Genomic DNA, 13141 nt, shown 5'->3' on the forward strand with positions numbered 1-13141 from the left:
AGCATAATCCTGACGCGGAACACCATAACAGGAGCAGATGGGAAAGAGACTGTGGAGGAGAGATATTTTATCAGCAGTCTGCCAACAGAGATAGAAGAAACCGCCAGAGCAGTGCGCGGTCATTGGATGATAGAAAGTTATCACTGGCATTTAGATGTGACATTTCGGGAAGATGGGAATCGCACATTAGAGAAGCAGGCGGCTTATAATCTGAATATTATCAGGAAGCTGGCATTGAATATCTTGAAGATATCAGAAGTGGGACGCGGTCCATTAAGCATGAAAAAGAAACGGTATGCGATAGGAACAAATCCGGAAAAATATCTGGATGAACTTATGAACTTGTAAAAATTTTAAAAATCGATAGATTTAGTAGGGAAACACATTCATGCGTTTGTCGTGTAAATATACATTGGATACATTGATTTTTTTTGGAAATTATGTATAATCAGAATAGATTATTTTGTAGTAAATTATTCATAGAAAATAGAGAGTTGAAGTTAATATTAGTTAGTTAAGCGTTGAAAGTCTAGTTAGAAAATGTCAAGAGGTGATATGAAAAAAGCCAAATTTATTACAACAGAATAAAAAATGATAATCTTAACAGATTATTCCCTGATATGTGATTGGTCAGGGACTGGGTATCCAGAATATTGCAGTGATTATGCGGCTTTCTTATCTTTCGGGATGTTCCCTAGCAACACGCCCGGTCGGGCTGGAGCCACCTATATTTGGATATATGGACTTTGTCGTCATTGAGTTGCCCGGATCATTTGATGGCAGGGTCAAGTCCAAAGTAAGTGTAAAGCTTTTTTGGAGAAGAAAAAAGTTTAAAATTCCCATCTCTGTGATCAAGACAACTGCGTTTAAGAAGCCGACTCTGTACAGGGACTGCAGAAGACAGATCTAATTGTAGATTAAGGTATCCTGCAGCTCCTTTATCGTCTCACGGAGTGCTTTTAGGAGTATGTCCAGATGCTTCGGTATTCCTGGTAAGTATCGATATAAAGACGGATGCGGACAGCATTGATTAGAAGAATCCTGCCCAAAACAGCAGTTTCTTATGTTGATATTTGTGCTATCCTTAGTGATAATATAATAGAGCAGTCAAATCTTTTATTATGGAGAAAGCACAGGAACGAGATGTGATAGATTCCGGTAGATTCAAGGAGAAAACATCAATCACCATGTGTTTCAGTGATTATACCTCAAAATTTGATCTGGTGCATTTTTGGTAAACTGCTCATAATTTGTAACCCAAGATGAGTTTATCAATTCAATCTTGTGCCGTATATGAAAAAAATAAGAGGATTGGAGAAAGCAGTGTCAGATGTTAGATCAAATTAAGAAGTGCATAGAAAAATATCAGGAAATTATTTTATATTTATTCTGGGGCGGTATGACTACAATAGTGAACTGGGGAAGTTACAGTCTGTGTACTGTGCTACTAAATAGACATAGCGGGCTACATTTTTCAATAATGGGAATGGAGTTTTCCGGAACAATCATTATTGCAAATTTAATTTCATGGGTATGTGCAGTGCTATTTGCCTTTGTCACGAACAAGTTGTGGGTTTTTCATAGTAAGTCGTGGAAGATTGAAACGGCTTTGCCAGAATTTGTAAAGTTTGTATCTACCAGACTGATTACTGGTGGAATGGAAATGATTGCAGTCCCGTTAGTTGTGGCTTTAGGTCTTAATCAAATGCTGTTTGGTATTGATGGTGGGCTGGCGAAAGTTATTGTAAGTATTGTTGTTGTTTTGTTGAATTACATTAGCAGCAAACTTTTTATTTTTAAATGATATGCCAGAAGCGATTTTGTATTACAGAATTCAATAAACAGTTCTATCGATTATAATTATTGCTTTTTTCAATGGAGTTAGTATAATTCAAATTAAGTTGCTTAGTAAACAGATTAAATAAATGACAAAAAATCGTAATTTACGGAGGTAAAAATGAAAGGTATCGTACTTGCTGCAGGAAGAGGAACAAGATTATATCCAATGACCAAGCCGGTCTGCAAACCATTGCTGCCGGTCTATGACAAACCGTTGATTTATTATCCCATTGCTACCTTGCTTCAGGCGGGCATTAAGGAGATTCTTGTAATCATTCCGCCGGGAGAGGAGAGAGAGTTTGGTAATCTGCTTGGAGACGGCAGTCATCTGGGCGTCCACATTGAGTATGCGGTGCAGAAAGTGGCTCGGGGGATTGCTGATGCGCTGGTTATCGGACATGATTTTATTGAGGATGATAGTGTATGTTTAGTGCTGGGCGATAATATTTTCCATTGCCACAATATGGATCAGATTATGAAGCAGGCGATGGAAAATGAGCAGGGTGCTAAAGTATTCGGTTATTATGTAGATGATCCGCGCCCATTTGGTGTTGTAGAGTTTGACGAGGAAGGACGGGCTATATCTATTGAGGAGAAACCGAAGAATCCAAAGTCCAATTATATTATTCCGGGATTGTATTTCTATGATAATCAGGTTTTAGAGATTGCCAGAGGACTGAAACCGTCAGCTAGAGGGGAGTTTGAGATTACAGACGTGAATCTGGAGTATTTGCGTAGAAATCAGCTTACAGTAATTCCATTCGATCGGGGACTGACATGGATGGATGCCGGGACGGCGGATAGTGTGTTGGATGCGGCGGAGACAGTGAAGGCATTACAGAAATCAGGTTGTTATGTAGGATGCCTGGAGGAGCTTGCGTGGAGACAGGGATTTATTACTCTCGAGCAGGTACACAAGCTGGGTGAGGCTATCAAGATGACAAATTATGGACAGTATCTTATGAAGTTAAAATAGATACTATAAAGAATAATTTGTCTATTTTAAGTGTTTTTCAAACAGTAAGTAGTGTTCAAGGGTGGGGAGGTAATGGAAAAGGTATATAACTTGATTTCAAAAATTTGTAAAAGTATTTTTGGAAGTATTTTTGTATGTTTTATAGTTGCTGCATTATTCATTCGTGCTAAATATGATTATGCTGATTTTCCCTTTTTTGTGCGGACAGGATGGACTGATTTCCTGTTCATCGCTGTGGGAGGGACGCTTTTTCTTATTTTAAGAAGATATAAAACATGGAGAAAATATGTTCCTTCTTCTAAAATTATTATTGGAATATTTGTGTTTGTAGCTCTAGCATTTGTCCTGCTGGTGCCTTTGAAACCTTTTTCAGATATGGAACAGATTTATGATGCCGCATTGCAGGTAATAAATGGAAATTTTCATGAGGTAAATACCAGCAACTATTTTTTAAATGCACCAAATAATTTAGTATGTGTATATATTTACGCCTGCATTTTATATATTTTTCCTACATCAATATTAACTTTAAAAGTACTAAATATCATATTAATAGTAATTATAGGTGTTTTGTCTAAAAAAATATTGGAAGAATTTGTCTCCTTACATTATGCTAATATATTTTATGGATTTATTTTTAGTTTTCTTAGCGTGATACTATATGTAAATCACATTTATACAGATCTTCTTTTTACGGTATTAACTTTATGGTCATTTTATATCTTTTTAAAAAAAGAAAACGGATTTCCAGTTTCATGCATAATATTGGGAATTTCTTATTTTATTAGACCAATAGCGGTAATTTATTTGATTGCATATAGTATCGTGGAAATGTTTAAATTAGATATCTGGAAAAGGAGATTGATACGGATATGTATAGGAATGTTTTTGTTTTGTGGAATTGTTTTTGCATGTTCTGAGATAATTGATGATTTGCAAGATGGAAATAGTCAAAGCTTACCGGTAGCATCCTATTTATATATGGGAATTAATAAGGAGGAATTCGGATTTCAAGACGGTTCTCATGATGTAAATAGGTCAATGGCTGATGTAATGAATCGATTGGAATCTTATTCTATAAAAGACATTTTGAATATCGGGGTGAAAAAAACATTCTGGACATGGACCGAGGGGACTTATCAGGCTGAAAGATATGCTTTTGGCGAGGGTGTTGAAAATGAGTTGGATAAATTTGAATATGTTACGCCTGTCACAAGTTTTATAAAAAATCCTGATTCACGAGTATATAATATACTGGAGACTATTATGAGGGCTCAATATCTAATTTTAGCGATAATGGCTTTAATAGGTGCATTTAAGGTAAGAAAGGATAAAAGGTGGGACACTATTATTTTGCTTTTTATTGGGTATTTTCTGTTTTATTTTTTGTGGGAGATTAAATCCAGATATATATTTTCATTATATCCATTCATGATTATATTTGCATGGAGAGCATTATTTTCTGAAAAATCAAGTTCATTGAAGTGAAAATTGTTTTGTATGGTAAAATAAATATAATGAAAATTGAAAAGAAAATTGAAAAAATTTTTCTTATTATGGATGCAGAATAAGGATTATCCTGTTTGGCAAATGATTTTATGTTAGATTTAAGAAGATTTTAATAATATTTTGCTAAAGAAGAGAAATTGTTTTTGGAGGACATAGATGTATAAAACAAATCGTAAAGGGTGGAGTAAACATTTTGATTTCTTTTTTTTAGATGTGATTTTATTGGAAGTTGCATTTTTCTTTTGTTATGGCATGAGGCATAATTGGGAGTTTTTCTTTAATCTGAATTATTATCGCCGGGCAGGCATTTTTTTGGCTCTCATCAGTATTTGTACGGCAATGTTTCGTGAGAGTTATCATGGAATAATAAGACGTGGTTATCTGGAAGAATTTAAGGGTGTGGTTATACATGTCAGTATTGTTGAGATCGCACTTATTGCCATTACATTTTTTATGAAAGACTTATATTATTCCAGAGAGGTCTTTACATTTTTCTGGCCAGTGGGAATAGGATTATGTTTTGTGGGAAGATGTGCCTGGAAGTTGTTTTTGCGAAGACAGATGGTGCTGAACCGAGGAAAACGACAGGTTTTGATAATTACGACATTTAAAAGAGCGGAAAATATTATTGAAAAACTGACTTCAAGTGAGTTTTTTGATTATATAATTGTAGGTATTGTATTAACTGATAAAAAATGCACAGGACAAGAGATTGCTGGATATCCGGTTCTTGGAGTTTTGAATAAAAATATGGAATACATTCATGAGAATGTAATAGACGAAGTGTTTATTCATTTAAATCCAGGAGAGTTTTTGGCAGAAAAATACATGGATATTTTTTTGCAGATAGGATTGACGGTTCATTTTGATTTGGATGGTTTGACAGGATTGGGCAGCCCAGCGTATATAGAAGCCTTTTCGGGACGAACAGTGATTACGGCCAGTATGAAGATTGCAACACCGGGAAAGTTTTTTATAAAAAGAGCGATGGATATTGTAGGAGGTTTCATTGGAATTATTATGACAGGGATTGCATGCATTTTTGTTGTACCTGCGATAAAAATGGCAGATCCCGGTCCTGCATTTTTTTCTCAGGAACGGGTAGGAAAGAATGGAAGAAGATTTAAAATATATAAATTTCGAAGTATGTATATGGATGCGGAAGAGCGCAAGAAAGATTTATTAGATAAAAATGAAATGCAGGGTCTTATGTTTAAAATAGAAAATGATCCTCGTATTATAAAAGGAGTAGGTAAGTTCATCAGAGATACCAGTATTGATGAATTACCACAGTTTTGGAATGTGCTGAAAGGGGACATGAGTCTGGTTGGAACGCGACCGCCGACAGTGGAAGAATACGAGATGTATGAAATGCATCATTTAAAACGTATTTCTATCAAACCGGGGATTACCGGAATGTGGCAGACCAGTGGTAGAAATGATATTACAGACTTTGAGGAAGTAGTCAGATTAGATACACAATACATTACTAATTGGAGTATTTCTTTGGATATCAAAATTTTATTTAAGACTGTTTTGGTTGTGTTGAAGAGAGATGGAGCAAAATAGTCTTAAAAAGGTTTTACATTGTGCAAAAACATCTTGAGATGTAAAGAAAACAGGACAAAGCAATCTGGTGTGGTGATATGATGTGGAAAGAAAGCCCTTAGTGAAGGGAGAATATAAAATGAGTTCCTGGGCAATAATTCAATTAAAGAAGTCAATAAGTACCACTGCTCATTAAAATGTGTACAGATTGATTCATGCCTATTCATATTACGTAAGGATTCCAAAGAGAAGAAGTATAGCAGAATTATTTATATCAAACACAATGCGATCTACGTTTTTATCCCTGTATCTCTAGGAATTCTGTCTTATATTAAGAAAGCCTATAGTGTATATTACACATGAATAGATCAGTGTTCACGGATAAATAGATCACTTGTCACGGATATTTAGATCAGTAAACACGGAGATGAGATTACTGATTTTCATCTCCGTGTTTGCCTTATTATGTCAAAGAGCAGCAAATAAAAAAGTGTTGTGATATCATCTGCGGCTATGCCGCCTGGAGAATGATTTCAACATTTCACGGAACGACTCCGCTCCAATGATATATTAAGGCCAACAGGGTCATTCGCCTTCATAGGATTTTTGTACCTTGACAAGATAGTGGCGGAATTCCATAGGATTCCCACCGTTATATTGTAGTTCTTTAAACAACTGATATGCCGGGCTGTCATAGTGATGGTACCCAAAATTTTCCAGGATGTCGCTGCGCAAAAGGCTCCCCTGATCCTCATCCATATACCGGCTCAACAGGTACCTTGTACTGATGCATTCCAGCTCAAGGTGCTGGATATCCTTCAGTAATTCATCGATCAACTCACAGAGTGCGGTAACTGCTTCACATGAATCAGCACAGTTGACTTCATCCAACAGGTCATAGATGGTGTTATCAGCCATTGTCATTCACCCCGCTTCCTTCATCTGAAAATGCGTGGCGTTTTCTCATGGAGATGCGGCCCTTGACCTCAATGCTGTATTTATTGTTAATGATGCGGTTCAGAATACCTTCAGCGATGGCGCTGTCTTCATCTTTGGCCTGGTCGCAGTCAATGCGATAATACTAGTCGTCTACGTCATACTGGGTACAGAGGATCAGCGCTCCTCTCCGGCTACAGGCATCGATCAGTTCCAGAAGATTATAGGCTTCCGATTCGGGAAGCGGACGGAGAAGCTACTCGTCAATGATCAGCAGGTCAAACCTGGAATAGGCCTTTTTGATCTTGTTTTGTGTATTCAGGCTTTTGGCAACCGCGTATTCATTCAGCAGATTAGGCATATGGACGTAGCGGACTTTATAGAGCTGCCTGCATGCGGCAACACCAAGTGCGTTTGCGATATAAGATTTTCCCGTACCCGTTGCCCCCTTCAGGACTACGTGGTGGTTGTCACGGATATATGCACAGGTTGCAAGATTTATGATAAGCCCTTCATCCAGCTCACGGTCTTCATAGTATTCAATCGCTTCCACACATGCCTAGTTTTCACTGAGCCTGGCCTCATGGATCCGGCGCTGGACGGTGTTCTTCCTGCGGGAAACGCTTTCTGCATCTACAAGAAGCGCAGACGGTTCTCAAAGGAGAGCGCCTTATAACGCTGGGGATCTTCTAATTATGATTCCAATTTCCGAGCCAAACCGGGAAGCCTCAGGGCACGCAGTTTTTTGACCGTTGAGAGGTCGATCATTTTTCATCGCCTCCTTTTCGGAACTGTTCTGCGCCACGGGTAAAACCGCGGCTCCGGTGGTGATTCGTCCTTTGGGTGGATAGAGGATTTGTCTTCTTATCTCTCTTTACCGGGGATTTCAGCAATGTCTGAACCCCACAAATGGAAGGATTGGACGACTGTTTCTGTATGGGGGCCAATCGTGGAAGTCCAGGACTGGAAATCATCCTTTGTGTAGGTAAGATACTGTCGATGGTTCTCCGGCATATGCGAGGTTATCATGACCGGATTCTGCTTACGGTTGGCCTCTCTCGGATGGACAGCCACCCGGTTCCCGTGGAAGAATACTTCCACGGTATTGCGGGTCACACGGACGCTGACAGATTCTCCAATCAGGTCATATGGAACAGACATAATTGTCTAATCCGTCAGTTACGGTATAATCAAGAAGAACTGTCTGATCCGACCAGAGAGACGGTTCATAGGAATTGGCAGGGAGCGGCTGCACGAATTCTTTTTCATTACGGATATAAGCATCGCGGCGGTTCCCTTCCCGCTTTTTAAAGGAATAACCATTGAATTCTTCAAGCTTTTCAGCAACTGGCTCTTTTGCGTCGGACAGGGAAAAGAAGGCTTCGTTCCGCAGTGACGCCAGAATCCACGTAGACGAATAGGAAACACTGCCCTCGGCATGGCTCTTGTCCCGCGGACGGCGCACACGAGCAGGAATGACCGCGGTGCCATAGTGGTGCGAGTTCTGAATAACTGTGGTTCAGGACGGTATCCATGCGGTTTTTTTCAGTACACTGGTACGGAGATTGTCCGGGATCGTCAGCCTGGGTACACCTCCGAAATACTCATAGACATGTACATGGCAGAGCAGCCAGTTTTCAGACTTCATGTCACTGCAGAGCTCGGCGTAAACATAGCAGATGCAGGGAAGAACCCCTACAAAAAGGTATGTAGAAACAGTTTCTTCAGTAACAGGATCTTTGATGTGTGCCGCCTGCCCAGTCCACTTCCATGGCATCTCCGGGCTTATGATGGATCCTCATCGTAGCTTTGGATTTTTTCGCCCATGCCCGGTAAATGTTACAAAACTGTATATACTATATACTGGTATGGGACATGCCCGATATTGTAGCAATTGACCTGATATTCTTTCAAAAGCAATGTCAGGTTCACTCCTTTTTTTGCTAGTTCACGGTGAATCCAGGCACAGTCCGGTTCCAGATAAACATTTGCTTTTTCCTGTCGTTCTGGATAAAGCAGAACATAAAGCTGTGGATTTGTCGCCTTTTCTCCAAGCGGCCACCGAATTCCTTTCTGATCTGCAAGCCGTTCAACTTCTCTTACGGTGTTGCGGGAGCTGTGCAGCAATCCGGTAATCTGTGTGATGTTGTACCCAAGGCTCTGAAGCCTCAGAATTTCGCGATAATCTACCATGCTCATCGTCCACCTTAAATGATAGTCACACGAATGTGTGCCATAATCATTATAAGGATGACTTTGATTGCCGGCTACCTCTCTCCGATATCAGTGATCTGAATCTCCGTGAAAGGTGAGCAGATTGATCGTGAAGGATGGTCAGTTTATCTGGAATATACAGGGTCACTGGAATATGTGATGAAAATAGTTCACAAAGGGTCCATTCTACATTTATAGTATTGCCGTGTATAGCGATTTATATAGCTGTGAAGTTTTTTGTGGATCATCGTATTTTTTCGAATGTGGCAAGAAAAATTATCACATCTCTTGGCTCCTGCACGTTCGGTATCTATTTACTGCATGTGGTAGTGAAAAAGTATCTTTCGGGTCTGTGGAGAGTGTTCCGACATGATTGGCAGATGAATAAAATGCTAGCAGCGATGCTTTTTTGTGCGATTGTGTTTGTAATCTGCTATAGGATGGCGTGGGTTCTGAAAAAGGTGCCAGGGATAAAGAAGATGGTGTGAGGAAGAAGGTGTTGGTTGTATTGTAAACAGTGATAGAGCGTATCTCGAAAATTATAGTTATGTGTGGGATAATACAAGCCAGCCATAACGGGAGAACGCCACTATCTACAGAAAGAATGGATGGAAAAAGGACGTAAAAAATGCCACGCATAGGGGATCACTTTGGAGAATACAGCGAAAAAAGTGTACAGTGATACCCATGTTATCCATAAGTATGTCTCTGTAAAATATAGTAACTAAACAATCAGAAAAGAACTGCACTGTCAAGGAAGATTGAGACAAAGTATTTTCATGGCAATTATGAGGCCCTGTGCCGCAAAAATTATCGCAGAAGGGATGACCAATATCATGACTATTTAAAAGATATTCATAATAGTTTAGTCTCAAAATCGATGTTGCTGTTTACTGGAGTTCTACGGTGGAAACAATCCAAAAGAAGAAAGGTGTCCAGAAATATGACCATATTACAAATAATGGAATTTTTTGTTTCTTATGGATGAACGTGGACTGTACAGAAGCACACAAGAAATTTCTGTATGGAGACATGTCAATAATTAGAAAAATTTATTAGTTGCATTATTGCTGTACAGAGAAAGTTTGGTTCACAGATAATTGGGGGAGAAGCTGTAATATTTAGAAAAAAGTAGGGGTATGAGAGTTATGAAAAAACGTGAATTGCTATGGATTCTAGAGGATATAGAAGGGATGCAATAAATGATTAAAGATAATTAAGAAACACAATTTGTTGTAGTGACGCAGTCTCGGTTTCAGTAATGGTCGTACAGATTAGGCGTAAACGGTAGATAGTACGTACCTCGAAAATGATAGTCATATGTGAGATACTAGACTCCAACTCTAATGAACGGGTATCAATAGTCTCAAACTCAACTTTTGATACCATCCGTAGAAATGAGGTGAGTCTACACTATGAGATCAGAAACATCTGTTGTAGCAACGCAGTACCGGCTCCAGGAATGGGCTGCACAGATCAAAGACTGCCAGAACCGTCCGGAAGGCATGAAGGTATCGGATTGGTGTGAGATCCACGGGATTTCAAAATCCAATTATTATTACCGCCTCCGCCAGGTAAGACGGGCATGTCTGGCGTCCTTTCCCGAGGAGCAGCTTTCCGGTCAGATCGTCCCGGTAGATCAGGGACTTCTCGCAAAGGTCCCATCCGCCACAACTTCCATGGAATCCGGGCTGCATATCTGTCTCCGGGATTATAAGATCCGTGTGACAGAAACAACACCGCCAGGCCTCTTGTCCACGGTGCTCAGGGTGCTCCGGGATGCTGAATGACGCCACCTGTTTCCAGGCCGTCTATATCGTCTGTGGCTATACCGACTTACGTTCCGGTATGGACCGTCTGGCGGCAGTGATCGAAGCAAAGACAGGGACTAGTCCCTATGTCCCCGGGACCTTGTACCTGTTCTGCGGGAGACGGTCGGACCGCATCAAGGGCTTGGTCTGGGAAGGGGATGGATGGCTCCTGCTGTATAAAAGATCATCGGAAAGCCAGTTCCAGTGGCCGAGGAATGCGGAAGAAGTACGGAAGCTGACAAAGCAGCAGTTCCGCTGGCTGATGGAGGGGCTGACGATCACACCGAAGAGGTCCGTCCGGATGGTGGAACCTCCGGAATATATCGGATGACTTTGTGCAAAACAGAGAAGATCCCGGGATGTTGCTGTCACAGCGGCAGACGGTATATCCCCGGCAGCAGGAGCAGGCACAGACGTGGCCATCAGCCATATATACCATGTGTTTCCAGCATTTCTTTTTGAGGAAAGGAGATATGCAGGACCGCTTCCATTGACTGCCCTCCTGCATCTGCGGCCATAGGCATTCTGACGGACGGCTTCCCGTGCGGGATCCGCAAAAGCTGCCGTTTTCTGTTATACTGGGATCAATGGATCACCGGGAGGAAACGACATGGCTTTGGAATATACAGAAGAAAAACTGAACAGTCTTGACAAGGAAACGATCATCCAGCTGTTCCTGGTACAACAGGAGCAGCTGAAGCAGATCGACCATCACCTCCAGCTGGTGCTGGAGCAGCTGGCGGACTTAAAAAGACATCGTTTCGGTCGGTCATCTGAAAGACACGGAACGGATGGCCAGATCTCCTTTATGGAAGTGGATGGCCAGATCGTCTTTTTTAATGAGGCGGAGGCTGTTTCCGCGGAAGACCCTGATGACTGCCGGGAGGATGCGCCCGATACGCCCCGGCGGAGACCGAAAAAAGAGCCGGGAAAACGGGAAGAGGACCTGGAAGGGCTCCCGGTCGTTGTGGTGGAACATTCCATGGAAGAAAAGGAGCTGGAGGAACGATTCGGACAGGAAGGCTGGAAGCAGCTCCCCGATGAGATATACCGCAGATACCGTTTTACTCCGGCAAAGGTGGAAGTGGAGGAACATCATGTGAAAGTATATGCCGGGAAAAAGACGGAGGAAGTGGTGAATGCCTCGCACCCGGGATATCTTCTAAAAGGGAGCCTGGTATCCCCGTCCCTGGAGGCGGCAGTGATGAACGCCAAATACGTCAATGCCGTCCCGCTTTACCGGCAGGAGCAGGAGTTCGCGCGGTACGGCCTGCGTATTTCCAGGCAGAACATGGCGAACTGGACGATCCAGTGCGCGGAGAGGTATCTTGCGGTCCTTTATGACCACCTGCATGAAAAAATGTACCGTTACCATGTGCTGCAGGCGGATGAGACCCCTGTGCTGGTGAACAAGGATGGACGTCCGGTCGGGGCGAAAAGCTACATGTGGGTGTACCGCACGGGACAGATGTACGAAGGCCGTCAGATCGTCTTGTATGAGTATCAAAAGACACGCAGCGCCAGCCATCCCAGGGAATTCCTGAGAGGTTTCAGCGGCATCTGTGTCACGGATGGGTATCAGGTCTACCACACGGTCGAAAAGGAACGGGAAGACCTGAAGATCGCGGGATGCTGGTCCCACGCCAGACGGCGGTATGACGAAGCGGTCAAAGCCCTGCCAAAAGCAAAACAGAAAGACAGCCGCGCGTACCTGGCGCTGACCATGATACAGGCTATCTATCGGGAGGAAAAGCAGTTAAAGGGTCTCCCGGCAGAAGAACGCAGGGACCGCCGCCAGTGGAGCGTCCGCCCATTGGTGGAGGCCTATTTCGCGTGGATAAAAGAAAATCTCCCTAAAGTGCCGCAGAAGAGCAAGACCTGGGAAGGCTTCCAATACTCCATCCACCAGGAAAGATACCTGAAAGTGTTCCTCGATGACGGAGAAGTTCCCATGGACAATAATGCCGCCGAGCAGTCGATCCGGGGATTCTGTATCGGTAAGAAGAACTGGGTGATGATCGATACGGTCGCAGGGGCAAAGGCCAGCGCCATGATCTATAGCATTGCAGAAACAGCGAAAGCCAATGGTCTGAAACCGTATGAATATTTTGAACATCTTCTCACGGAGATCCCCAAACATCTGGATGATAAGGATCGTGGATTTCTGGAGGATCTGCTCCCGTGGTCGCCGAACCTGCCGGCGAACTGCCGGAAATCCGGAAAAGGAGAAATGAAATAGAGATTGGAGCAAATCTGTGTCTATCATACAGGTTTGCTCCAATTTTGTACAGGTACGGGCTATCTACCG

At 42.0% G+C, this 13141-nt stretch carries 13 protein-coding genes; 8 read left to right on the plus strand and 5 right to left on the minus strand.

The features are described from left to right. The 5 genes from B5F87_RS17295 to B5F87_RS17320 all read left to right on the plus strand — a co-directional run. Positions 1-348 (plus strand): ISAs1 family transposase (locus B5F87_RS17295; protein WP_143405276.1); only part of this gene is annotated, 348 nt, incomplete at its 5' end. Between the two features lie 982 nt (positions 349-1330). Continuing rightward, positions 1331-1804 (plus strand): GtrA family protein, encoded by a 474-nt coding sequence (locus B5F87_RS17305; protein WP_087283294.1) that lies wholly within the window; start codon positions 1331-1333, stop codon positions 1802-1804. A 153-nt stretch (positions 1805-1957) separates the two neighbouring features. Further along, complete coding sequence (gene rfbA, locus B5F87_RS17310; RefSeq protein WP_087283296.1) at positions 1958-2815, plus strand: glucose-1-phosphate thymidylyltransferase RfbA; 858 nt, start codon at positions 1958-1960, stop codon at positions 2813-2815. Between the two features lie 72 nt (positions 2816-2887). Further along, the gene (locus tag B5F87_RS17315; protein ID WP_087283298.1) at positions 2888-4303 is read left to right on the plus strand and encodes a hypothetical protein; all 1416 of its coding nucleotides are present in this window, start codon (positions 2888-2890) and stop codon (positions 4301-4303) included. 177 nt (positions 4304-4480) lie between these two features. Next, positions 4481-5893 carry a sugar transferase gene (locus tag B5F87_RS17320; RefSeq protein WP_087283300.1) on the plus strand — a complete coding sequence of 471 codons (1413 nt, stop codon included), beginning with the start codon at positions 4481-4483 and terminating at the stop codon, positions 5891-5893. Between the two features lie 564 nt (positions 5894-6457). Here the strand turns inward: B5F87_RS17320 and B5F87_RS17325 are convergent. The 5 genes from B5F87_RS17325 to B5F87_RS17350 form a co-directional block, all read right to left on the minus strand. After that, positions 6458-6796 carry a hypothetical protein gene (locus B5F87_RS17325; RefSeq protein WP_087283302.1) on the minus strand — a complete coding sequence of 113 codons (339 nt, stop codon included), beginning with the start codon at positions 6794-6796 and terminating at the stop codon, positions 6458-6460. 268 nt (positions 6797-7064) lie between these two features. Then, positions 7065-7361, minus strand: coding sequence for an ATP-binding protein (locus B5F87_RS17330; RefSeq protein WP_087283304.1), 297 nt, complete (start codon positions 7359-7361; stop codon positions 7065-7067). 311 nt (positions 7362-7672) lie between these two features. After that, positions 7673-7969 carry a hypothetical protein gene (locus B5F87_RS17335; RefSeq protein WP_087283306.1) on the minus strand — a complete coding sequence of 99 codons (297 nt, stop codon included), beginning with the start codon at positions 7967-7969 and terminating at the stop codon, positions 7673-7675. Further along, positions 7953-8273 (minus strand): hypothetical protein, encoded by a 321-nt coding sequence (locus B5F87_RS17340; RefSeq protein ID WP_087283307.1) that lies wholly within the window; start codon positions 8271-8273, stop codon positions 7953-7955. The genes B5F87_RS17335 and B5F87_RS17340 overlap by 17 nt, the downstream gene beginning before the upstream one ends. A 374-nt stretch (positions 8274-8647) precedes the next feature. After that, a complete protein-coding gene (locus B5F87_RS17350; RefSeq protein ID WP_087283311.1) occupies positions 8648-9001 on the minus strand; it encodes a hypothetical protein in 354 nt (117 codons plus the stop codon). 1436 nt (positions 9002-10437) lie between these two features. Between B5F87_RS17350 and B5F87_RS17360 the strand changes: the two genes are divergently transcribed. The 3 genes from B5F87_RS17360 to B5F87_RS17370 all read left to right on the plus strand — a co-directional run bounded on the left by B5F87_RS17360 (position 10438) and on the right by B5F87_RS17370 (position 13072). Continuing rightward, a complete protein-coding gene (locus B5F87_RS17360; protein ID WP_087283315.1) occupies positions 10438-10812 on the plus strand; it encodes a hypothetical protein in 375 nt (124 codons plus the stop codon). Beyond that, positions 10802-11164 (plus strand): IS66 family insertion sequence element accessory protein TnpB, encoded by a 363-nt coding sequence (gene tnpB, locus B5F87_RS17365; protein ID WP_087283317.1) that lies wholly within the window; start codon positions 10802-10804, stop codon positions 11162-11164. The genes B5F87_RS17360 and tnpB overlap by 11 nt, the downstream gene beginning before the upstream one ends. Positions 11165-11443: 279 nt before the next feature. Next, positions 11444-13072: an IS66 family transposase gene (locus tag B5F87_RS17370; protein WP_087283319.1), complete on the plus strand. Its 1629-nt coding sequence runs from the start codon at positions 11444-11446 to the stop codon at positions 13070-13072. Positions 13073-13141: the final 69 nt, after the last annotated feature.

This window comes from Eubacterium sp. An3 (assembly GCF_002159465.1).
GTDB lineage: Bacteria > Bacillota > Clostridia > Lachnospirales > Lachnospiraceae > Anaerobutyricum > Anaerobutyricum stercoris.

What these genes read in the sequence shown, in the direction of transcription:
- B5F87_RS17305 (WP_087283294.1), top strand. Translation starts at nt 1,331, where the DNA reads ATGTTAGATCAAATTAAGAAGTGCATAGAAAAATATCAGGAAATTATT.
- rfbA (WP_087283296.1), top strand. Translation starts at nt 1,958, where the DNA reads ATGAAAGGTATCGTACTTGCTGCAGGAAGAGGAACAAGATTATATCCA.
- B5F87_RS17315 (WP_087283298.1), top strand. Translation starts at nt 2,888, where the DNA reads ATGGAAAAGGTATATAACTTGATTTCAAAAATTTGTAAAAGTATTTTT.
- B5F87_RS17320 (WP_087283300.1), top strand. Translation starts at nt 4,481, where the DNA reads ATGTATAAAACAAATCGTAAAGGGTGGAGTAAACATTTTGATTTCTTT.
- B5F87_RS17325 (WP_087283302.1), bottom strand. Translation starts at nt 6,796, where the DNA reads ATGACAATGGCTGATAACACCATCTATGACCTGTTGGATGAAGTCAAC.
- B5F87_RS17335 (WP_087283306.1), bottom strand. Translation starts at nt 7,969, where the DNA reads ATGTCTGTTCCATATGACCTGATTGGAGAATCTGTCAGCGTCCGTGTG.
- B5F87_RS17350 (WP_087283311.1), bottom strand. Translation starts at nt 9,001, where the DNA reads ATGGTAGATTATCGCGAAATTCTGAGGCTTCAGAGCCTTGGGTACAAC.
- B5F87_RS17360 (WP_087283315.1), top strand. Translation starts at nt 10,438, where the DNA reads ATGAGATCAGAAACATCTGTTGTAGCAACGCAGTACCGGCTCCAGGAA.
- tnpB (WP_087283317.1), top strand. Translation starts at nt 10,802, where the DNA reads ATGCTGAATGACGCCACCTGTTTCCAGGCCGTCTATATCGTCTGTGGC.
- B5F87_RS17370 (WP_087283319.1), top strand. Translation starts at nt 11,444, where the DNA reads ATGGCTTTGGAATATACAGAAGAAAAACTGAACAGTCTTGACAAGGAA.